The sequence below is a fragment of the Nocardia sp. NPDC050713 genome (genome assembly GCF_040654315.1).
Classification (GTDB): domain Bacteria; phylum Actinomycetota; class Actinomycetes; order Mycobacteriales; family Mycobacteriaceae; genus Nocardia.
On the sequence record NZ_JBFAHS010000003.1, the window covers coordinates 192274 to 214164 of the forward strand.

Sequence of the window (21891 nt, forward strand, 5' to 3'; positions counted from 1 at the left end):
AGGTGCGCAGTGGTGCATTCGACCTGGCTTGGATCGGATGGATCGGTGTAGGTCGATGGCCGGCGCCGATTCATTCGCGACGCAACGCGACGTGTCCGGTTCGGTCGTGGCGGAGCTGGCCGCGGCCGGGTTCGAGGACGCCGTGGAGATCGGTCGTGGCGGTTTCGGCGCGGTCTATCGGTGCAGGCAGGCCGCGCTCGACCGCGTGGTGGCGGTCAAGGTGCTCACGGCCGATCTCGACGAGGACAATCGGGCGCGGTTCTTCCGCGAGCAGCGGGCGGCGGGCAGGCTGACCGGACATCCCAACATCGTCGATGTCCTCCATGCCGACGCCACCGGCAACGGTCGCCCATTCCTCGTCATGCCGTATTACGCGCACGGTTCCCTGGACGCACGGATTCGCCACAACGGACCACTGGAGCTAGGGGAAGCGCTGCGGCTCGGGGTGAAGATGGCCGGGGCGCTCGAGACGGCGCATCGCTTCGGGATTCTGCACCGCGACGTCAAGCCCGCGAACATCCTTTTCACCGACTACGACGAGCCGACGCTGGTGGACTTCGGAATCGCCCATTTCGCGGGCGGGTTCGTCACCGGCACCGGAATCATCACGGGTACACCGGCTTTCACCGCTCCGGAAGTGATAGCGGGCGAGCCGGTGACGCCTGCCGCGGACGTCTACGGTCTCGGTGCGACATTGTTCGCCGCGATCACCGGCCATGCCGCATTCGAACGCCGAAGCGGCGAGCAGGTGGTGGCTCAATTCGTCAGGATCACCTCCGAGCCGGTGCCCGATCTGCGGGAGCACGGCATCGCGGAAGAGGTCAGCGCCATCATCGAAAGTGCCATGTGCCGCGACCCGGGCAACCGCCCGACCGCCGCGGAACTGGGTGAGCGACTCCGGACATCGCAAGCCCATCATGGTTTTTCGGTCGACGAGATGGCATTGCGCACGCCACCCGACACTGAGAACGACTCTCCGCGAGCCGAACTCGGAAAGCCTCCCTCGGCAATCGTCCGCCGAGTGTCCGCGACCTCGTCGCGTTCGGGCCGGTCGGGTAGGACTCCGTTGGAATTGACCAGTTTCGTGGATCGGCGCACGGAACTGGTCGAAGCGAGCAACGCGTTGTCGACCTCGCGGTTGGTGACGTTGACCGGGATCGGCGGGGTGGGCAAGACGCGGCTGGCGGTTCGGGTCGCCACCCTTGCCGAGGCCGAGTTCACCGACGGCACGACCTTCGTGGATATCGGCGAGGTGCGCGACGGGTCGCTGGTGTGGGGCATCGTGGCGGCGGCGCTGGGGTTGCAGGACCGGTCGGTGCGGCCGCTGCGCGAGGTACTCGTGGAATTCCTTGCCGATCGGGAATCGCTGCTCGTACTCGACAATTGCGAGCAATTGGTGGACGCGGTGGCCGAACTCGCCGACTCGCTGCTTCGGACGTGTCCCGGGTTGCGAATTCTGGCGACGAGTCGCGAGCCGATCGGTCTCGACGGAGAGGCGGTTCTGCCGATTCAGCCGCTGGCGGTCCCCGATCCCGATCGGCTGCCCGAGAACCTGTCGCGCGACGACGCGATGAGGTTGTTCGCCGAGCGTGCTGCCACGGTTGTCGCGGGGTTCGAGATCACCGAGGACAACAAGGTCACGATCGCTCGGATCTGTCGGCGGCTGGACGGTTTGCCGTTGCCGATCGAGCTGGCGACGGCGTGGCTGCGGGTGATGTCGCCGGAGCAGGTGTTGCGGCGGTTGACCGATCGGTTCGCGTTGCTGACTCGTGGGAGCCGCAGCGCCCCACCGCGGCAGCAGACGCTGCGCGTGTGTATCGACTGGAGCCATGACCTGTGCACACCGGCGGAACAACGGGTGTGGGCGCGGTTGTCGGTGTTCGCCGGAAGCTTCGGACTCGAGGCCGCGCAGTACGTCTGTGGTGATCCGGCGGAGGATCTCCTGGATACGGTGGCCTCCCTCGTCGACAAGTCGATCCTGACGAGGGAGGAAGCGGGGACCGAGGTGGGGTTCGGCATGCTCGATACCGTGCGCGACTACGGCCGCGAAAAGGCAAGAGAGACCGGCGAATACCTCGAGATCTGCCGCCGCCACCGCGACTGGTGCGAACGGCTGGCGCTGGATGCGAACGCGGGCTTTTCCAGTACCCGGGCACTCGAGTGGGTCGGCAGGCTGCGTCGGGAGCGACCGAACTTGCGGCAAGCGCTGGAATTCTCCGTGTCGGAGAGTCCTGACGTCGGCATTCGGATCGCCGCGGCTGTGTGGCCCTTCTGGTTTTCCCAAGGCTCGCTGGGCGAAGGGCGACGCTGGCTGGATCGCCTGCTGGCGCTGCGCACCGGAGAACTCACTACCGACCAAGCCGGGGCGTTCTACGCCGCCTGCCTGATGGCCGCGGTGCAGGGTGACCTTGCCGCGGCGGCCGGTTGGGTGCGCCAAGGGCGCGCACTGGTCGAGGAGACGACCGACCCAGGGACCCGCGCTCGCATCGACTTCGCCGAGGGAGTTCTCGCACTGTTCAGCGGGAATCCCTCGGCCGCACGCCCGCACCTCGAGAAGGCCGTCGAGGTGTCTGCGGAAGATGGGGACGTGCTCTTCCAGATCGACGCCCTGACGAACCTCGGGGCCGTCCACGATCTGGGCCACGACACCGAGAAGGCCGTCGAGTGCTACGAGCACGCGCTCGCGCTCACCGACGATCACGGTGAAGCGATGTACCGGCCTTATGTGCTGTGGTCGCTGGCGGTGGCATCGTGGCGGGGAGGAGACCTCGCGCGGGCGACCGGATTGCTCGCGGAGGCACTGCGGGTGAACCGGACGGTGAAAGACCGCACGAACGCGAGCATGTGCTTACGAGCATTGGCGTGGATTGCCACAGAAGAGCAGGAGGCCGAACGGGCGGTCGTGTTGATGGCGGCCGCCGAGCAGATCGGCCGGTCGGTGGGCACTTCGCCGATATGGCTCGCGGACCTGCTCCCAGCCCAAGCAGAGTGGGAGCGCCGAACCCGCCAGGCGATGAGCGAACAGGCATACGCCGCGGCCTGGGGGGAGGGCGCCGCGCTCGGTTTCGACGCCGCGATCGCCTATGCCTTGGGTGGATGCTCGTTGGACAGCTGAATGATGACTGTCCGAGTACGGGCGGCGGCAGCGCGATCGTGGCGAGGGCGCCACCGCCCGCCGCGCGAGAGTTCGGGTGGCCCGACCCCTCCGGACCACCCGCTCACCGAACCGGCCGGCGGCCACGGGGCCGAGGATGAGTGTGGCAGCGGCGATCGCGGACTTGATCTTCATGGGATGGGTTCCTTTCCCGCGCGGCATCTCCGCGCTGAGGACAGAAAACCAAGCCCTCCGTGAGATTTTCATGATGAACGTGCCAGCCGGTGAGGCGGGGTAGTCACTTGTCGAGTCGCTTTCGGTAAGCGCGCTGCTGGCATGCGCGTGAGCAGTAGAGGCGCGGTCGGCCGGAGGTAGGTCGCCGCACCGGCTTCCCGCACATCAGACAGGTTTCATCACGAATTTCATCACGATTGCGGGCGATGAGCATCTCGATACCGTCGAGCACGCGCGCGAGCCCGAACTCGAACGGGGCCTCTGGCTCGTCGTAGCCGCCCGCTTCCCACAGGGCCGTGAGCGTCGGGTAGCGGTCGAGGCGCTGGTAGAGCGTGTCGCGAGCGCCCCACCATTCCCGCTCGCTCACCCCGCTCTGTCGTTCCTGCCGTGCGGTCTCCACCAACGTCTGGGCCTCGGCGTCGACGAACCGGCCGACCAGATTCACCGCGGCGATCACTTCCGCGGGGCGCAGGCCGGATTCGGCGACCGCGCTCAGCATGCGTTCGTAGGAGGCGACGCCGTTGGGGCCGGGCAGGTGACGGCTGCCGCGCACCTCGGCCATCCAGGGGTGGCGCGTGCGCAGCTCCCATTCGCTGCGGGCGCACGACTCCAGTCGCGCCCGCCAGCCGTCTCCGGTGCCGACCGAGGGGTGGACTTCCCCGCGGACGGCATCGAGCATGAGGTCGACGAGCTGGTCGCGTCCGGGCACATGGCGGTAGAGCGACATCGTGGTGAAGCCGAGCCGCTCGGCTACCTTGCGCATCGACAGGCCCTCCAGACCCTCGGCGTCGGCCAGTTCGATGGCGGCGCGCACTATCCTTCCCAGGCTCAGCCCCCGGCGCGGCTCCAGTTCGCGCTCCCGCCACAGCAATTCGACCCCGTGGTCGGGATCCTCCGCTTTGTCGTCGATCATTGGCCTCCCGCCGTCTATGGTGTTATATCTTGTGTACACCATAAACGTACAGAAGGGTTGCTACATGCTGGAGTTCTATGTCGATCCGAATGGTGACGACTCCGGGCCGGGCACCGAGAGCCAGCCGTTCGCTACGGTCGGCCGGGTCGCGCAGGCCGCGGGAGACGACACCGGCACAATCGTCGCCCACCTCAGGGCGGGACGGCACATCCTGCGCGAACCCCTCGCGGTCACCAAGGGGGACATAGTCTTTCAGGCCTACGGTTACGGGACCGCCACGCAGGAGGAAGCCATGATCAGCGGCGGCCGACACATCACCGGCTGGCGTGTACGTGACGGGGTCTGGCTGGCCGATGTGGGCGAGCTGGACACTCGCCAGCTCTATGTCGACGGGCGCAGAGCCGAACGTGCCGCCATCGACACCCTCCCCGGCGCTGTGACCAGCACCGAAGCGGGTTACGTCACGGACGTCACGCTCAATTGGCAGAGCCCGGCCGACGTCGAGTTCGTCTACCGGGGCATCTACCCGTGGACCGAGGCCCGCTGCGCGGTGGCCGAAGCAGTCGTCAGCGAAGGTTCGACGACGATCGCCATGGCGCAGCCTGCTTTCGCCCGAGCCCACGACCTGTACAACTTCGCGTGGGAAGGACAGACTTCGCACGGCCCCGGCTTGCCCACCAGGGTGGAGAACGACCCTGTCTTCCTCACCGAACCGGGCACCTTCGTCCTGGACCGCTCGAGGCCCGGCCAGCACGTCCTGCACTACCTGCCACGTCCCGACGAAGAGCCTGAACGTACCGAGGTGATCGCTCCCGTTCTCGAGGTGCTGCTGCACGTCACGGGCGCGGCCGGCGTCGCTTTCCAGGGGCTGGTCTTCGCCGAGGCCACCTGGCTGCGTCCCCATGCCGAAGGCTTCCTGCACTATCACGGCGGCGGCTACTACGAAGGCGGCCCGGTCGACACGGTCACCATCGTGGAGGGACAGATGTGGGTGACGGTCCCGCGGGAATCCGCCATGATTCCTGCCTGCGTTCGTGTCGACGACAGCACCGACGTCCGTATCGAGGACTGCCGGTTCACCAGGTTGGGCGCCACCGGGCTCGGGCTCACCAACGGCGCGAACCTCACCGTGCGCGGTTGCGACTTCGACACCCTCGCGGCCTCCGGTATCACGGCCACCGGCAGCCGGGACGTACTGATCGAGGACAACCGCGTCCACCAGATCGGTCTGGACTACTCCGGTTCTCCTGGCATCGCGATCAGCGATACCCTCGACTGCACCGTCACGCGCAACCAGGTCACCGACGTGCCGCACTGCGGCATCGTGGCCGGACCCGCGCGCGGCACCCGCCTGCTGCACAACCTCGTCACGGACACTCTCACGACCTTGGCCGACGGCGGCGGCATTTACCTGGCCGGCCCCCAGGGCGACGGCCCCGGCAACGGCGCGCTCGTCCGCGGCAATGTCATCACGGACACCCGCACCCCGTACAACTTCGGCCTCTACACCGACTACGGCGCCTCCTGGGTGACCGTCGAGAACAACGTGGTCATGCGCGCCGACAACACCGCCGTCCTGCAAGTCGTGCCGCCGCTGGAGAACGTCGTCTACCGGGACAACTTCTGGGACGCCGATCCACAAGGCAGCGACGACGTGCCGGCGGGCGTCACCTACGAGGGCAACACCACGATCGCCGAACCACACCACCTGGACAACGCCACCCGCGCCATCCAAGCGCAAGCGGGCCTCGTTCGCCCCCGCTGAACACAGCGGTACACCGGAACTTCACCGGTGTACCGCTCGGCCCCAGACACGGATCGGAGACCGATCTCGGGCGCCGCCCCGGGTTCGGGGTATCCGCGGAGCGTCGACCGGACCTTTCGGGCGGCCGGGCGGAGGTCGGATGAACACCCCGCCCGGTCCGCATGTGAGTTGTACCAGGTCGGGGGCGTCGTGTCGGGGAGATCGGGGTGATCGGCGCCGCTCTCTAGAATGAGACGACCGTGTTCGTCCGCTTCCGGGAGCCGCCGTGACCATTCAGCCCGTTCGCCTGTTCGGCGATCCGATTCTGCGCGCCCGTGCGGCGGAGGTCACCGAATTCGATCGTGAGCTGCGCCAGCTGGTCGCCGACCTGACCGACACCATGCACGACGACGGCGGTGTCGGCATGGCCGCGCCGCAGATCGGCGTCGGGCTGCGGGTGTTCGTCTACGACACCGGCGACGCCGCGGGGCATCTGGTGAACCCGACCTACACGGTGGTCGGCGACGAGGAACAGGTCGGTCCCGAGGGCTGCCTGTCCATTCCCGGGCTGCGCTACGACACCCGTCGCGCACTGCGGGTGCGGGCGTCCGGTGTGAACATGCACGGCGAGCCCGTCGAGTTCGCCGCGGAGAAGCTGCTGGCGCGCTGCGTGCAGCACGAGACCGATCACCTCGACGGTGTGCTGTTCATCGACCGGCTCGACCCGGCGTCTCGCAAGGAGGCGATGCGCACCATTCGGGAATCCGACTGGTTCAACGCCGGCGTCACCGTGCGCGAGTCGCGCGGTGCGGGTCAGGCCGGACCGTTCGGACGGGGCCGCTGATGCGCGTCGTCTTCGCGGGGACTCCCGAACCCGCCGTGCCCTCGCTGCGCAAGCTCATCGAGTCGGAACGCCACGAGGTGGTCGCGGTGGTGACCCGGCCCGACGCGGTCGCCGGTCGCGGTCGCAAGGTGACGCGGTCGCCGATCGCCACGCTGGCCGACGAGCACAACATCCCGGTGCTCACCCCGCGCCGCCCCAGCGAACCCGAATTCATCGAGCAGCTCACCGAATTCGCGCCCGACTGCTGTCCGGTGGTGGCCTACGGCGCGCTGCTGCCGCAGCAAGTGCTCGACATTCCGCGCTTCGGCTGGATCAACCTGCACTTCTCGCTGCTGCCCGCGTGGCGTGGCGCGGCGCCGGTGCAGGCCGCCATCGACGCGGGTGACGAGATCACCGGCGCGTCCACCTTCCAGATCGAGGCGGGTCTGGACACCGGGCCCGTCTTCGGCGTGGTCACCGAGAAGATCGCGGTGACCGACACCGCGGGCACGCTGCTCGCCAAGCTCGCCGAAACCGGCGCCCACCTGCTCGCCACCACCTTGGACGGTGTGGAAGACGGCACCCTGCACGCCGTGCCGCAGCCCACCGACGGCGTCTCGTACGCGCCGAAAGTGGCCGCGGAGGACGGTCACATCCGCTGGGATCTGCCCGCGCTCGCGATCAGCAGGCGGATCCGCGCCGTCACCCCCGCGCCTGGCGCTTGGACGGAGGTGAACGGCACCCGCCTCAAGCTCGGCCCGGTCGAGATGGTGGAGGAGGTGCTGCCCGAACGCGTCATCGAGGTACGCAAGAACGGCGTCTTCGTCGGCACCGCGACCACCGCCGTGCGCCTGAATCAGGTGCAGCCGCAAGGCAAGCGGATGATGGCGGCCCTCGACTGGGCGCGCGGCGCCCGTCTGCAGCCCGGCGCGGTGGTCGAATGAGCCCCGTGGATCGGCCGCGCAAATCCGACGATGTCGACGGCGGGTGGGCCAAACGCGCCGCCCGCAAGCAGGAGGCTCGGCGCGACGCCGCGTCGGGGAAGTCGTCCGATCGTGACTCGGCGTCGGCCGGAAACCGCGGTGGGCAACGGAAGTCGGAGTCAGGCAAGCCCTACCGCTCCGATCGGGACGCGTCGGGCTATCGGGGACAAGCCGACCGTCGTTTCGAGGGCAAACCGCGGCGGACAGAGAAGCCGGGTGATCGCGCGGCGCGCGAATCCGGCTATGGCGCAGGTCGTTCCGAGGCAGGACGGACCGGCTATGGTCGCGCCGACCGGGCGCAGACGCCCGGTGGCAAGGGCGGTCGTGAACGAGCCTGGGACGACAAGCGGGCCGGACGGCCCGAGGGGCGTAGGTCTGGCGCGGACGACTTCGGTCGCCGCGGAACTTCGGAGACCGGCTCGTCGTACGGCGGCCGCCGCTCGAGCGACACCGGGGACCGTTCCAGCGGTGGATACCGGTCCGCCGCCGACGCCTCCGGACGGCGAGAAGTTGAGGCCGGGTCGGCGTCTTATGGCGATCGCAGGTCGGGCGAGCGCGGGTACAAGTCCGGTGCCGACGCCGCTGGTCGCCGTGGGGCCGAGGGCGGCTCGGCGTCTTATGGCGATCGCAGGTCGAGCGATCGCGGGTACAAGTCCGGTGCCGACGCCGCTGGTCGCCGTGGGGCCGAGGATGTCTCGGCGTCCTACGACGAGCGCCGGTCCGGCGGTGCCGAGCGCCGGGCAGACGCCTCCGGCCGCCAGCGGCCGGAGAAGGGCTCGGGGACGTACGGCAAGCGGCGAGCGGACGACGCGGGACGACCCGAGCGAGCCGGGCGGAGCGCGGCGAAACCCGTTGGGGCGGAGAAGGTTACTTCCGGCAAGCGCGCCCGGCGTGCCGGTTCCGTCGACCCCGCGCGCGAGGTCGCGCTCGAGGTGCTGCGCGCGGTCCGGGAGCGCGACGCGTACGCGAATCTCGTGCTGCCCGGCCTGCTTCGCGACCGGCGCGTCTCCGGACGGGACGCCGCGCTGGCGACAGAGCTGGCCTACGGCGCCTGCCGGACCCAGGGTCTGCTCGACGCGGTGATCGCGCACGGTGCGGGCCGGTTGGTCGAGGAGATCGACGGACCGCTGCTCGACGTGCTGCGGCTCGGCGTCTACCAGCTGCTGCGTACCCGCATCGGCGCGCACGCCGCGGTCGACACCTCGGTGGCGCTGGCCAGGGCCGAATTCGGCGCGGGCAAGTCCGGTTTCGTGAACGCCGTGCTGCGACGCGCGGGGGAGAAGACCGCCGAGGAATGGGTCGAGGCGCTGGCGCCGGAGGATCCGGTGGGACGGCTGGCCTTCGAGTACGCGCACCCGACGTGGATCGCTCAGGCGTTCGCCGACGCGCTCGGCGCCCGCGCGGGCGAGTTGGGCGACCTGCTCGCCGCCGACGACGATCGGCCGGTCGTGCACCTGGTCGCCCGGCCCGGCGAGATCACCGCCGAGGAACTGGCGCTGGTCACGGGCGGCGAAGAGGGTCGTTGGTCGCCCTACGCGGTCTACTTGGAGGGCGGTGATCCGGGCAAGCTGGAGCCGGTGCGCGAGGGCATGGCCGCGGTGCAGGACGAAGGCAGCCAGCTGGTCGCGCTGAGCCTGACCCGAGCCCCGCTGGAAGGCCCCGACGGTGGGCGCTGGCTCGATCTGTGCGCGGGTCCGGGCGGCAAGGCCGCGCTGCTCGGCGCGCTCGCGGCGATCGACCGCTTCCAGGTGGACGCCGTCGAACCCGCGGAACACCGCGCCGAACTGGTGCGCAAGGCCACCCGCGACCTGCCCGTGCGGGTGCACGTTGTCGACGGCCGCGACAGCGGACTCGAGCCCGGCTACGACCGCATCCTGGTCGACGCACCGTGCACCGGCCTCGGCGCACTGCGGCGCAGGCCGGAGGCCCGCTGGCGGCGCAGCCCCGCCGACGTGCGCGACCTGGTCGTGCTGCAACGCGAATTGCTCACCGCGGCATGGGATCTGCTCCGCCCCGGTGGCGTGGTGGTGTACTCGACGTGCTCGCCGCACCTGGCCGAGACTGTGTCGATCGTGGCCGACCACGTCCGCCGCACGGGTGCGGTCGAACTCGACACCCGCGACCTGCTCCCCGGCGTCACCGACGTCGGCGACGGCCCCGCCGCCCAGCTGTGGCCGCACCGCCACGGCACCGACGCCATGTTCATGGCGGCGCTGCGCAAACCGAGTTGAGTGTCGGCCGAGCCGGTTGAGCGCACTGCGGCAAACGCAGCCGCGCAACCGGCTCGGCGACGGTGACCGTCCCGCGGCGGAGCGGCAGCCCCGGGCCGAGCCGGGCGGACCTGTTCCATCCGTCCAATCCACCGACCCACGCACCCGCGCACACTGGTTCCATGACCCTGACGTGGCAAGACGTGGTGACGATCGCGACCGAACTCCCGGCGGTCGAGGAGTCGACCTGGTGGCGCAGCCCCGCGCTCAAAGTCGGCGGCAAGGGGTTCGCGCGGCTGCGGTCGGAGGCCGAGGGCGGGCTCGTGCTGCTGTGCGAGATGGTGGAGAAGGAGGCGTTGCTCGCCTCGGGCGATCCCGCCTTCTACACCACGCCGCACTACGACGGGTATCCGTACATCCTCATCGATCTCGACCGGGTCGCAGCGGATCAACTGCGCGAACTGATCGATGCCGCCTGGTGGCTCTCCGCACCCGCGAAGGTCCGCAAACAGCGCGCGGCGGGCTGAACCGTCAGTCCCGGCTCGACAGCTCCCGCAGGCGGGCAAGAGTCTTCGCCAGAATCCGGGAGACGTGCATCTGGGAGATGCCCATCTGCTTGGCGATCTGCGTCTGGGTCATGGATTCGAAGAACCGCATGGTGAGGATCCGGCGTTCGCGTTCCGGCAGTCCGGCGAGCAGCGGCCGGATGGCGACGTACTCCTCGACCCGGTCGAACTGGGACTCCTCCTCGCCGAGCGTGTCCAGCAGCGAGGCCTCGGTGTCACGGCCGAGCGCCGCCGCGTCGATCGAGCTGGGCTGGTACGCGTTGCCCGCGATGACGGCCTGGGTCACCTCGTCGGGATCCACGTCGAGCTCGGCGGCGATCTCCTTGGCGGTGGGGGAGCGGCCGAGGGTCTGCGAGAGGGTGTCGATGGCCGCGCCGATGCGCAGGTGGGTTTCCTTGACCCGGCGCGGCACTCGCATGGCCCAGGTGTTGTCGCGGAAGTAGCGGCGGACCTCGCCCATGATGGTCGGCACCGCGAACGAGAGGAAGTTCGATCCGCGCGAGATGTCGAAGCGGTCCACCGCGTGCACCAGCCCGACTCGCGCGACCTGGGTCAGGTCGTCGAACGGTTCGCCGCGGCCGCTGAACTTGCGCGCGATGTGGTCGGCGAGCGGGATGCAGCGGCTGATCAGCTCGGCGCGCGTCGCGGCGTGGTCGGCGGTGCCCGGCTCGCATCCGGCCAATCGCTCGAACAGCGCGTTCAGATCGTCGTAGCCGGTGACCGACCCCGCTTCGGCGACGGCCTCCGCGTCCTCGGCGGCGTCGGTGGGCTCGGATTCGGCGTTCTCATCACGTTCCTGGTCGAACACGGTGTCCTCGTCCGCCACTACGCCTTCCCCCGGACCCGACGGAACTCCACCGTCGTCGGATATCCGGAGACCGCCGAATCGTACGAATTCTGTGTCGCCTCCACCGCGTCGGTGAGCGTGCGCAGCACATGCCAGCCGAAGCTGCGCTGGTCGGGCATCCCTTCGGACCCGGCGACGCCGGTGACCTCCACCCGCAGTTCGGTCTCCCCGATGGTGAATCGGCAGTCCAGGCTGGTGCCGGGCGCGGCTAGCGCGATCAGGGTCGAGCACACCTCGTCGACGGCCAACCGGATGTCGGCCACTTCGTCGAGGGTGAAATCGCTGAGTAGGACGAGAGTTTCGGCGAGCCCGCGAACGATGGGCAGCTGTGTGACCGATGCGGCCACCCGAATCTCCACCGGGGTGCTGTAGAGCCCCTGTTCCGCCGAAATGTTGATCACTCTGCCCAGGCTACCCACTGGAGGCCGCCGACAATCACCGATTCCCTGGGGTACGGCATGTGATCCGGGCTCGGTACACTGCCGGGCTGTGTCCTCTCCGACGTTTTCCCGCCCTGGCCAGCCGATGATCGCACCGTCCATCCTGTCCGCCGACTTCGCTCATCTCGCGGACGAGGCCCGCCGGGTGGAAGGCTCGGACTGGCTGCACGTCGACGTGATGGACGCCCATTTCGTGCCGAATCTCACGCTGGGCCTTCCGGTGGTGGAGAGCCTGCTGAAGGCGACCGACATCCCGCTGGACTGCCACCTGATGATCGAGGATCCGGGCCGCTGGGCCCCGCCGTACGCGGAGGCGGGCGCGCACAACGTCACCTTCCACGCCGAGGCGACCGACGACCCGATCGCCGTGGCCCGGGACATCCGCGCCGCGGGCGCGAAGGCCGGTCTCTCGGTGAAGCCGAACACGCCGATCGAGCCGTACCTGGAGATTCTGCGGGAGTTCGACACCTTGCTGGTGATGAGCGTCGAGCCGGGCTTCGGCGGCCAGTCGTTCATCGCGCACGTGCTGGACAAGGCGCGCACGGTGCGCAGGCTGGTCGATGCCGGTGAACTGCGGCTGATCGTCGAGATCGACGGCGGCATCAACGCCGACACCATCGAGCAGGCGGCCGAGGCGGGCATCGACTGCTTCGTCGCGGGCTCCGCGGTCTACAACACCGCCGACCCCGGCGCCACGGTGCAGAAGTTGCGGCGGCAGGCGGCCGCTGTCTGGCACTGAGCCATCGGCGCGGCACCCGCATGGCGAGTGCCGCTGGGTCGGATTCGGTTACCGGGCGCGGGTTTTCGGGGCTCCGAGGGCTCGCGTCGCCTCGATGACGATGTTCAGCGGCGGCAGTGTGGTCGCGCTCTCCGGCGGGCGCACCCAGACGCGGTAGCCGGTGCGCTCGTCGTCGGGCGAGGGCAGCACCACCTGGCTTCCGGTGCAGGCGACCGTCGCGTAGAGCCGGAAGAGTTCGGCCGAGACGGCGACGGTGAGCGAATCGGGCCGGGCGGGACCGGTGATGAACGTCCAGCGTCTCGCGCGCGGGTGGTGGACGACCGGTGCGGCGATCTGCGCGCGGGTGAGCTCGAGTTGCACCTGTTCGCCGAGATCGGCGGGCATCGTGATGGCGCCGAAATGGGTGCCTATGTGCAGCAGGATGCGGCGTGACGTGGGATCGATCGATGCGGGCATGTGGAACTCGCGCCGGTACTGCACGCAGCGGACTTCCAGTGTCGAATCGAGAAACGTGGTCACGCGGCACCCCCATCTTTGACGAACTCGTGTTGTCCCACTGTGTTGTTCTGACTTCCTCGAGTGGTGGATTTCCCGGTGTCGAACTCCTCGGGGCGCTACCCGGACGAAGCGGGCGTCGGCCTTGTCGAAGTATTCGACGGCGAACTGCTCGGATCAGAAGTTGAACGGTAGGAATCAGCTACATAACAATATTGCTTCCGTTCCTGCCCCCGCGCAAGAAGTTGGTGTATCCGTGTTTCGAGCTGGGCATCAGGACTGGTTCGAGGTTACGCGGACGGGCCGGAAGCGACCGGGGGATACCCGGAAAGTCTGGCTGAACAATTGTCGTCGACGAGGAAACCGGAAAATTCCGGTATGACCGTACGGAATTGTTTGCGAATAATGCCGGCATGCGGTCGTCGGGTGGACCGGAAAAGTCCACCAGGATGTTTTCGCGGTGTGTCGCAGAATTACGGTTTCGGATGCTGGGAGCAGGTGTGCCTGCCCTGGTGTGGTTCTCTGCGTGAGTACCTGCCAACGGATAAGACCGGGTTGCCCGTGCGCCTGCTACGCACAGGAGCACCCGCCGGGAGACCAACTGCGTCGGGTTCGCGGCGACCGGGCGTCGTTACCCTGGGAGGGCGCCGGGCGCCGGGAATAGCGGCCGGGTCACGGCTGTTCCGCAACCGTACGTACACACGCGACAGGGAGTCACGCATGTTCACAGGCATCGTCGAGGAGCTGGGCGAGATCGTCGCCACCGAGCAGCTGGCCGACGCCGCGCGCCTGACCATCAGGGGCAAGCTCGTCACCTCGGATGCCGGACACGGCGATTCGATCGCCGTCAACGGCGTGTGCCTCACCGTGGTCGAGGTCGTCGACGGCGACTCCTTCACCGTCGACGTCATGCAGGAGACGCTGGACCGCTCCTCGATCGGCGGGCTCGGCGCGGGCTCGCGCGTCAATCTGGAACGAGCCGCCGCGCTGAACAGCCGTCTCGGCGGACATCTGGTGCAGGGCCACGTCGACGGCACGGGCACCGTCCTCTCGCGGACCCCCTCGGAGAACTGGGAGGTCGTGCGCGTCTCGCTGCCCGACTCGATCGCCCGCTACGTGGTGGAGAAGGGCTCGATCACCGTCGACGGCATCTCGCTGACCGTCTCGGGCCTGGGCATCGCCGACGAGCCCGCCGCCGACGGCAACCGCGATTGGTTCGAGGTGTCGCTCATCCCGACCACGCTGTCGATGACGAACCTGGGCGCGGCGACCGTGGGGACCACTGTGAACCTCGAGGTCGACGTCATCGCCAAGTACGTCGAACGACTGCAGCAGCGCGGCTGAGCCCACGCGTGCGGGTGCGCCGCCGGGGGCGCACGGGACAGGCCTTACTGTAGTGAGGCACCTAATTCGAGATGGAGCACAGCAGACGTGACCAGGTTCGACACCATCGAGCGCGCAGTCGCCGACATCGCGGCCGGTAAGGCCGTAGTCGTCGTCGACGACGAGGACCGCGAGAACGAGGGCGACCTCATCTTCGCCGCGGAAAAGGCCACCCCCGAGTTGGTCGCCTTCATGATCCGCTACACCTCCGGTTACATCTGTGTGCCGCTGACCGGTGACGACTGCGACCGCCTCGGCCTGCCGCCGATGTACGCGACCAACCAGGACAAGCACGGCACCGCCTACACCGTGTCCGTCGACGCCCGCGAGGGCATCACCACCGGCATCTCGGCCGCCGACCGCGCCACCACCATGCGCCTGCTCGCCGACGCCGACGCCAAGGCCGACGACCTGACCCGACCCGGTCACGTGGTGCCGTTGCGCGCCAAGGAAGGCGGCGTGCTGCGTCGTCCCGGCCACACCGAGGCCGCCGTCGACCTGTCCCGCATGGCCGGTCTGCGTCCCGCGGGCGTCATCTGCGAGATCGTCAGCCAGAAGGACGAGGGCCATATGGCCCGCACCGAGGAGCTGCGCGTCTTCGCCGACGAGCACGAGCTGGCGCTGATCTCCATCGCGGACATGATCGCCTGGCGGCGCAAGCACGAGAAGCAGGTGGTGCGGGTCGCCGAGGCGCGCATCCCCACCGCGCACGGCAATTTCACCGCCGTCGGCTATCAGAGCATCTACGACGAGGTCGAGCACGTCGCGCTGGTGCGCGGCGACATCAGCGACGGCGAGGACGTGCTGGTGCGAGTGCACTCGGAATGCCTGACCGGCGACGTGTTCGGCTCGCTGCGCTGCGACTGCGGCCCGCAGCTGGACGCCGCGCTGGAGATGGTGGACAAGGAAGGCCGCGGCGTCGTGCTGTACATGCGCGGTCACGAGGGCCGCGGCATCGGCCTGATGCACAAGCTGCAGGCCTACCAGCTGCAGGACTCCGGGCACGACACCGTCGACGCGAACCTGGAACTCGGCCTGCCCGCCGACGCCCGCGACTACGGCACCGGCGCGCAGATCCTGGTCGACCTGGGCATCCGGTCCATGCGCCTGCTCACCAACAACCCGGCCAAGCGCGTCGGCCTCGACGGCTACGGCCTGCGCATCACCGAGCGCGTCGCGATGCCGTTGCGTGCCAACGCCGAGAACCTGCGCTACCTGCGCACCAAGCGCGACCGCATGGGCCACGACCTGATCGGTCTCGACGAACTAGATCTCGGCGAGACGGCGCAGTGAACCACCACCTTCGGAAAGGCGGAACACGATGAGCGGCACCGGCGTACCCAGCTTCGAGCTGTCGGATGCCAAGGACCTGAAGCTCGGCATCGTCGCCTCGCGCTGGCACACCAAGATCTGCGACACGCTGGTGGCCAATGCCGAGCGGGTGGCGAAGCAGGCCGGTGTCCGCGACGTGACGGTGGTGCGGTGCGCGGGCGCCATGGAGCTGCCGGTGGTCGCCCAGGAACTGGCCCGCACCCACGACGCGGTGGTCGCGCTCGGCGTCGTGATCCGCGGCGGCACACCGCATTTCGAATACGTCTGCGACGCGGTGACCGCGGGCCTGACCCGGGTCTCGCTCGATGCCGCGACCCCGGTCGCCAACGGCGTGCTGACCACCAACACCGAGGAGCAGGCGCTGGATCGCGCCGGGCTGCCCGGTTCGGCCGAGGACAAGGGCGAGCAGGCCTGCGCGGCGGCGCTGGACGCCGCGCTCACCCTGCGCGCGCTGCGGCAGCCCGCGTAGTCATGCCGGTCGTCCGCATCTGGAGGAGAAACGACGCCGCGCCGTCGTCCGGCGCCGCGACCGAGGGCGACTGGGACTTCGAGGTGCGTCCGCGGCGGTCGGTGCTGACCGCGCGGATCGTCGCCGCCGTGATCGTGGCGATGTTCGCGGTGGGCGGCGTCTGGTTGCAAAGCGGCTCGACCGGCGTGAACTTCCGGCTCGCCGACCAGATCGCGATGGTCACCATCGGCGTGCTCATCGCGGGCGGAGTGCTGATGCTGACCCGGCCGCGGGTGCGAGTCGGGCACCGTGGCGTCTCGGTGCGCAACATCCTCGGCGACCACCTCTTCGGCTGGGAGCACATCCGCGGCGTGACCTTCCCGGACAAGAAGTCCTGGGCGCGACTGGAATTGGTCGACGACGACTACGTGCCACTGCTCGCGATCCGCTCCAACGACAAGGCCCACGCCGCCCGCGCGATGGATCGGCTGCGCGAACTCGGCGCGAAGTACGCGGGGGCGCAAGAGCCCGAGCGCGACTGATCTTCGCCGCCCGCTGGCGGTCCGGTTTCGAACTCAGCGAGTGTCGCCGAGGACCGCGCCCTCGCGCCGCGGGTCGGCGCCGCCGATCAGGCCGGATCCGTCGCGCTGCAGCGCGCTCAAACCGCTGGACTGGCGTGCGACGGAGACCTGGTGGCCGAGTTCTCGGAGCCGGAGGACGAGTGGGTCGTGGTCGCCGTTGTCGCTCGCGTCGATGGCGGGGTGCTCGCCGCCGACGCCGGTTGTCGGGGTGTTGCCCGCGCCGAACGAGACCGCCGAGACCGCCTGCTGTGGATCGAGACCCCAGTCCAGCATGCCGACCAGCGTCTTCACCACGAACTGGATGATCACCGAACCGCCCGGCGAACCGGTGACGTGGGTGAGCTCGCCGCGTGCGCCATCGGGCCCGCGATCGAACACCAGGGTGGGAGCCATCGAGCTGCGCGGGCGCTTGCCGGGCTGCACCCGATTCGCCACCGGCGTGCCGTCCGGGTCCATCGGGTCCGCGGCGAAGTCGGTGAGCTGGTTGTTCAGGACGAAGCCGTCGACGAGATGGAAGGAACCGAACGCGGACTCGACCGTGGTGGTCATCGCCGCGGCGTTGCCGTATTCGTCCACCACGGAGATGTGACTGGTGCCGTGCTCGGGCGGCTGCGGGCCGACCCCCACCGGAACCGGTCCGAAGTCGCCCGGTTTCGCGGTGCCCATGCTGCGGCCGGGATCGATCAGCGACGCGCGCTGCTTCAGGTAGTTCTTGTCGATCAAGGTCTGCGCCGAATTACCGGGCAATGGAACGAAATCGGTGTCGGCCACGTACTTGTTGCGGTCGGCATAGGCGAGCCGCTCGGCCTCCGAGATCAGATGCACCGCTTCGGCCCTTGGCTTGCCGCCGTTGCGATCGACGGATTCCGGCTTCAGCGCGGCCAGATCGAAGTTCTCCAGAATGCCGAGCGTGGCCGCGACCGTGCTGCCGCCCGAGGAGGGCGCGGGCATGCCGCAGATCTCGTGCCCGCGGTAGCCGCCGCACAGCGCGGTGCGTTTCTTGGGTTGGTAATTCGCCAGGTCCTGGGCGGTGAGCAGGCTCGGAGTGCGACCGCCGGACCCCGCGGTGGCGGCCTCGACGATATCCTCGGCGATGGCGCCGGTGTAGAAAGCGTCCGCGCCCTCGGACGCGATGGCGCCCAACGTCTTCGACATCGCCGGGTTGGTCAGCTTGGCGCCCGCGGGCTTCGGTGAACCGTCGGGATTCAGGAAGTACTGTTTCGCGGCCTCGTCCCTGGCCAGGTCCCGCGCCGATTCCGCGATCTGGCCCGCGAGCCGGGGGCTGATCGTGAAGCCTTCGTCGGCCATCGCCACGGCCGGATCGAACAGCTCGCGCCAGCCGGTCTTACCGTGCTCGCGGTGCGCGAGCTCCAGCAGCCGTAGCACACCGGGCACGCCGATCGAGCGGCCGCTGGCGCGCGCGTTCGGCTGCGGCTCGGTGCGGTCGGTGTCGCTGATCCAGCGCAGATAGTTCTCGGTGGCCGCGGCGGGCGCGACCTCGCGGCCGTCGTAGGCCTCGACCGACTTGGTGGCGCCGTCGTAGTACAGCAGGAACGCGCCGCCGCCGATGCCGGAGGCCTGCGGCTCGACAAGGCCGAGCACCAGCTGTGCGGTGACCAGCGCGTCGGCCGCGGTGCCGCCGTCGCGCAGCACTCGGCAGGCTGCCTCGGTGGCAAGGGGATTCGCGGTGGAGACCGCGTACGAGCCGGTGCGCACCGCGGTCATTCCGCTGCGATAGCCGGAGGCGATCTCGGGGTTGGTGCTGAGATTCTGGGTGGTCGCCGTGCCCGCCGCGGTCGGCGGCGCCGCGACGACCGGCGTGCCGTTGGGGGCGCTGGTGCATTCGGCGGTGGTCGTCTCCTCGGTGGTGGTACATCCGGTGAGAAGTCCGACCGTGAGCATCGTGGCCGCGGCGGCTCCGCTCCAGATGTGTCGCGCGCGCGTCATGGCCTGGACTGTAGCCCTCGGGGCCGACAGCGGTGCGGCTTTCGGGCGAGGCCGTCAGTTGCCGTGACGATCCGAACCGCGCACGCAGACGGTGAGATTCCGTTTTTCCCAGGTGCGCGCGGTCGCGCCGTTCTACCACCCGAACCCCGCCCGCGCTCGACCGGACCGTTCGCCTCGGCGTCGGTACGCTGGTGCGGGTGGATATCGAGGCCGTGCTGTTCGACTTCTCCGGGACGATCTTTCGATTGGAGGAGGACGAATCGTGGGGCGACGAGCTGGTCGGCGCCGACGGCGCGGATTTCGACGTCGAGGCCAAGGCCGAGATCCTGCGGCGAATGACGGCGCCGGTCGAGCAGTTCATGACCTTCGACGCCGCGGGCCAACACGCCTGGGACAACAGGGATTTGGACCCGGCGCTGCACCGGCACGCATACATGGAGGTGCTGCGCTCCTCCGGCGTGCCGACCGAGGAGCAGGCCGAACGGCTCTACGGCAGATTGATCGATCCGCTCGCCTGGACGCCGTACCCCGACACCGGACCCGTCCTGGAGTTCCTTGCGGCACAGGGTGTTCCGGTGGGAGTGGTGAGCAATATCGCGTTCGACGTGCGTCCGGCGTTCCGCACCAGAGGATGGGACCGGCTCGTCGGCGCGGTGGCGCTCTCGTTCGAGGTGGGCGTGATCAAACCCGAGCCGGGGATCTTCCTCGCCGCGTTGAACGAGCTCGGCGTCGACCCGGCGCGCGCCTTGATGGTCGGCGACAGCGCGCCCGCCGACGGCGGCGCGACCGCGCTCGGCTCGCGCTTCGCGCTCGTCGACCCGCTGCCGACCGAGGAGCGGCCCGACGCGCTCGTCGACGCGCTGCGGGCGCACGGGTTGGCCGTCCCGAGGTGAGCGCCGGTCCTGGTCGCGGAGTCGCGGCCAGGACGGACACCAACCTTGTCGCCCCGCCTCGATAGGCTGTTCGAGTGGCAGATCCATCGAGGTACCGCCCCGCCCCCGGTACGATCCCCGTCGAACCCGGCGTCTACAAGTTCCGGGACGCGCACAAGCGGGTCATCTACGTCGGCAAGGCCAAGAGCCTGCGCAGTCGGCTGAATTCCTATTTCGCCGACGTCGCCTCGCTGCACCCGCGCACCAAGCAGATGGTCACCACCGCCGCGAGCGTGGAGTGGACGGTCGTCTCCACCGAGGTGGAGGCGCTGCAGCTGGAATACAACTGGATCAAGGAATTCGATCCGCGGTTCAACGTGCGCTACCGGGACGACAAGTCCTACCCGGTGCTCGCGGTGACGTTGAACGAGGAGTACCCGCGCCTGTTCGTCTACCGCGGCGCTCGTAAGAAGGGCGTGCGGTACTTCGGCCCGTACGCGCACGCTTGGGCGATCCGCGAGACGCTGGACCTGCTGCTGCGGGTGTTCCCCGCGCGCACTTGCTCGAACGGAGTCTTCAAGCGGCACAACCAGATCGGCCGTCCGTGCCTGCTCGGCTACATCGACAAGTGCTCCGCGCCGTGCGTCGGCAGGGTCACCGCCGACGAGCACCGCCGCATCGTGGAGGACTTCTGCGACTTCCTCGCCGGGCGCACCGACCGGATGGTGCGCGAGCTGGAGCGGCGCATGCACGAGGCCGCCGAGGATCTGGACTTCGAGACCGCGGCCCGGCTGCGCGACGACGTGCAGGCGCTGCGCAGGGCACTGGAGAAGCAAGCGGTGGTGCTCGGCACCGGCACCGACGCCGACGTGATCGCCTTCGCCACCGACGAATTGGAGGTGGCGGTGCAGATCTTCCATGTCCGCGACGGCCGGGTGCGCGGTCAGCGCGGTTGGGTGGTGGACAAGGCGGGCGACGCCGTCGACACCGCGGAGCCCGGCGGCGAGCTGGCCGCGCTGGTCGAACAGTTCCTCACCCAGTTCTACGGCGAGCAGGTCTCCTATGCCGATCAGAGTCCCGACGAGCAGCCCGCGACCGTGGTCCCGCGCGAGGTGCTCGTCCCCGAGCTGCCCGCGGACCACGAGCAGATCCAGGAGTGGCTGAGCAAGCTGCGCGGTTCGGCGGTGCAGCTGCGCGTCCCGCAGCGTGGCGACAAGAAGGCGCTCGCCGAGACCGTGCAGCGCAACGCCATGGAAGCCCTCGCCCAGCACAAGCTGAAGCGCGCGGGCGACCTGACCTCGCGTTCGGCGGCGCTGCAGGACATCCAGGACGCGCTCGATCTGGACACCGCGCCGCTGCGCATCGAGTGCGTCGACATCAGCCACGTGCAGGGCACCGACGTGGTGGCCTCGCTGGTCGTCTTCGAGGACGGTCTGCCGCGCAAGTCCGAATACCGGCACTACGCGATCAAGGAGGCCGCGGGCGGTGGGCGTTCCGACGACGTCGGCAGCATCGCGGAGGTGACGAGGCGGCGGTTCTACCGGCTCCGCAAGGAGCGCGACGAGGCCGAGCGCGAGGAACTCGACGGCGCGACCGCCGTTCCTCTTCTCGGAACCGAGGGACCGGCTGGGAGCGAAGCCGGGGTTTCGCCGCTCGGCGGCTCGACGGTCGTCGTCGAAACCTCCGCGGTGGACCCGATGCCGTCCGACGACGCCGACGAGATCGAACTGACCTCGCGGCCAGGCATCGACCCGCGCACCGGACGCCCGCGCAAGTTCGCCTACCCGCCGAACCTGTACGTCGTCGACGGCGGCGCGCCGCAGGTCGCCGCCGCCGCCGAAGTGCTCGACGAACTCGGCATCACCGATGTCGCGGTGATCGGCCTCGCCAAACGTCTGGAGGAGGTGTGGGTGCCCGGCGAACCCGATCCGGTGATCATGCCGCGCAACAGCGAGGCGCTGTTCCTGCTGCAACGGGTCCGCGACGAGGCGCACCGTTTCGCCATCACCTTCCATCGCAGCAAACGCTCGCGGCGGATGACGGCCTCGGCGCTGGATTCGGTGCGCGGGCTCGGCGCGGCGCGCCGGACCGCGCTGGTCACTCATTTCGGTTCGGTGGCCAAGTTGAAGGAGGCGACGGTGGAGCAGATCACCGAGGTACCCGGCATCGGCGTGGCCACCGCGAAAGCCGTGCTCGCCGCGCTGCGGGAGGAGTGAGTGATCCCGAAATCTCCGGCTCCG

The 21891-nt window shown here is 69.2% G+C and carries 17 protein-coding genes and 1 pseudogene; 13 read left to right on the plus strand and 5 right to left on the minus strand.

Annotated features, from left to right (window positions below; translation table 11 throughout):
- The first annotated feature begins 55 nt into the window (after positions 1–55).
- The gene (locus AB0H49_RS07365; RefSeq protein WP_357248351.1) at positions 56–3115 is read left to right on the plus strand and encodes a protein kinase; all 3060 of its coding nucleotides are present in this window, start codon (positions 56–58) and stop codon (positions 3113–3115) included.
- A gap of 277 nt (positions 3116–3392) precedes the next feature.
- Here the strand turns inward: AB0H49_RS07365 and AB0H49_RS07370 are convergent, their stop codons facing one another.
- Positions 3393–4241 carry a TetR/AcrR family transcriptional regulator gene (locus AB0H49_RS07370; protein WP_357248354.1) on the minus strand — a complete coding sequence of 283 codons (849 nt, stop codon included), beginning with the start codon at positions 4239–4241 and terminating at the stop codon, positions 3393–3395.
- Positions 4242–4305: 64 nt separating this feature from the next.
- Here AB0H49_RS07370 and AB0H49_RS07375 point away from each other — a divergent pair, with 64 nt between their 5' ends.
- The 5 genes and pseudogenes from AB0H49_RS07375 to AB0H49_RS07395 all read left to right on the plus strand — a co-directional run bounded on the left by AB0H49_RS07375 (position 4306) and on the right by AB0H49_RS07395 (position 10528).
- Positions 4306–6006 (plus strand): right-handed parallel beta-helix repeat-containing protein, encoded by a 1701-nt coding sequence (locus tag AB0H49_RS07375; protein ID WP_357248356.1) that lies wholly within the window; start codon positions 4306–4308, stop codon positions 6004–6006.
- 265 nt (positions 6007–6271) lie between these two features.
- Entirely contained in the window at positions 6272–6829 is a 558-nt protein-coding gene (def, locus tag AB0H49_RS07380; RefSeq protein ID WP_355002236.1) for a peptide deformylase, read from the plus strand.
- Entirely contained in the window at positions 6829–7752 is a 924-nt protein-coding gene (gene fmt / locus AB0H49_RS07385) for a methionyl-tRNA formyltransferase (protein ID WP_357248360.1), read from the plus strand. The genes def and fmt overlap by 1 nt, the downstream gene beginning before the upstream one ends.
- A gap of 944 nt (positions 7753–8696) precedes the next feature.
- Positions 8697–10022 (plus strand): annotated as a pseudogene (locus AB0H49_RS07390) (transcription antitermination factor NusB); the annotation flags it as partial.
- 161 nt (positions 10023–10183) lie between these two features.
- A complete protein-coding gene (locus AB0H49_RS07395) occupies positions 10184–10528 on the plus strand; it encodes an MmcQ/YjbR family DNA-binding protein (protein WP_357248363.1) in 345 nt (114 codons plus the stop codon).
- Positions 10529–10532: 4 nt separating this feature from the next.
- Here the strand turns inward: AB0H49_RS07395 and AB0H49_RS07400 are convergent, their stop codons facing one another.
- Positions 10533–11393, minus strand: a complete 861-nt coding sequence (locus tag AB0H49_RS07400; RefSeq protein WP_355002239.1) for an RNA polymerase sigma factor SigF — start codon at positions 11391–11393, stop codon at positions 10533–10535.
- Positions 11393–11815 (minus strand): anti-sigma factor, encoded by a 423-nt coding sequence (locus tag AB0H49_RS07405; protein ID WP_355002240.1) that lies wholly within the window; start codon positions 11813–11815, stop codon positions 11393–11395. The genes AB0H49_RS07400 and AB0H49_RS07405 overlap by 1 nt, the downstream gene beginning before the upstream one ends.
- Before the next feature lie 124 nt (positions 11816–11939).
- On the opposite strand from AB0H49_RS07405, the gene rpe reads away from it, so the two are divergent.
- Entirely contained in the window at positions 11940–12593 is a 654-nt protein-coding gene (rpe, locus tag AB0H49_RS07410; RefSeq protein ID WP_141809930.1) for a ribulose-phosphate 3-epimerase, read from the plus strand.
- 48 nt (positions 12594–12641) lie between these two features.
- Here rpe and AB0H49_RS07415 read toward each other — a convergent pair whose 3' ends face one another.
- Positions 12642–13112 (minus strand): hypothetical protein, encoded by a 471-nt coding sequence (locus tag AB0H49_RS07415; RefSeq protein WP_355002241.1) that lies wholly within the window; start codon positions 13110–13112, stop codon positions 12642–12644.
- A gap of 696 nt (positions 13113–13808) precedes the next feature.
- Here AB0H49_RS07415 and AB0H49_RS07420 point away from each other — a divergent pair.
- From AB0H49_RS07420 to AB0H49_RS07435, 4 genes are all read left to right on the plus strand, one after another.
- The gene (locus tag AB0H49_RS07420) at positions 13809–14432 is read left to right on the plus strand and encodes a riboflavin synthase (RefSeq protein WP_355002242.1); all 624 of its coding nucleotides are present in this window, start codon (positions 13809–13811) and stop codon (positions 14430–14432) included.
- An 87-nt stretch (positions 14433–14519) separates the two neighbouring features.
- Entirely contained in the window at positions 14520–15764 is a 1245-nt protein-coding gene (locus AB0H49_RS07425) for a bifunctional 3,4-dihydroxy-2-butanone-4-phosphate synthase/GTP cyclohydrolase II (protein ID WP_355002243.1), read from the plus strand.
- Between the two features lie 28 nt (positions 15765–15792).
- Complete coding sequence (ribH, locus tag AB0H49_RS07430; RefSeq protein WP_355002244.1) at positions 15793–16272, plus strand: 6,7-dimethyl-8-ribityllumazine synthase; 480 nt, start codon at positions 15793–15795, stop codon at positions 16270–16272.
- A gap of 2 nt (positions 16273–16274) precedes the next feature.
- Positions 16275–16793 (plus strand): PH domain-containing protein, encoded by a 519-nt coding sequence (locus tag AB0H49_RS07435; RefSeq protein WP_357248368.1) that lies wholly within the window; start codon positions 16275–16277, stop codon positions 16791–16793.
- Positions 16794–16826: 33 nt separating this feature from the next.
- On the opposite strand, the gene ggt is transcribed toward AB0H49_RS07435, so the two are convergent.
- On the minus strand, positions 16827–18779 hold the full coding sequence (gene ggt / locus AB0H49_RS07440; RefSeq protein WP_357248371.1) for a gamma-glutamyltransferase: 1953 nt from the start codon (positions 18777–18779) through the stop codon (positions 16827–16829).
- Positions 18780–18976: 197 nt separating this feature from the next.
- Between ggt and AB0H49_RS07445 the strand changes: the two genes are divergently transcribed.
- Positions 18977–19672 carry an HAD family hydrolase gene (locus tag AB0H49_RS07445; protein ID WP_357248374.1) on the plus strand — a complete coding sequence of 232 codons (696 nt, stop codon included), beginning with the start codon at positions 18977–18979 and terminating at the stop codon, positions 19670–19672.
- Positions 19673–19746: 74 nt separating this feature from the next.
- On the plus strand, positions 19747–21867 hold the full coding sequence (gene uvrC / locus AB0H49_RS07450) for an excinuclease ABC subunit UvrC (protein WP_357248377.1): 2121 nt from the start codon (positions 19747–19749) through the stop codon (positions 21865–21867).
- Positions 21868–21891 lie beyond the last annotated feature (24 nt).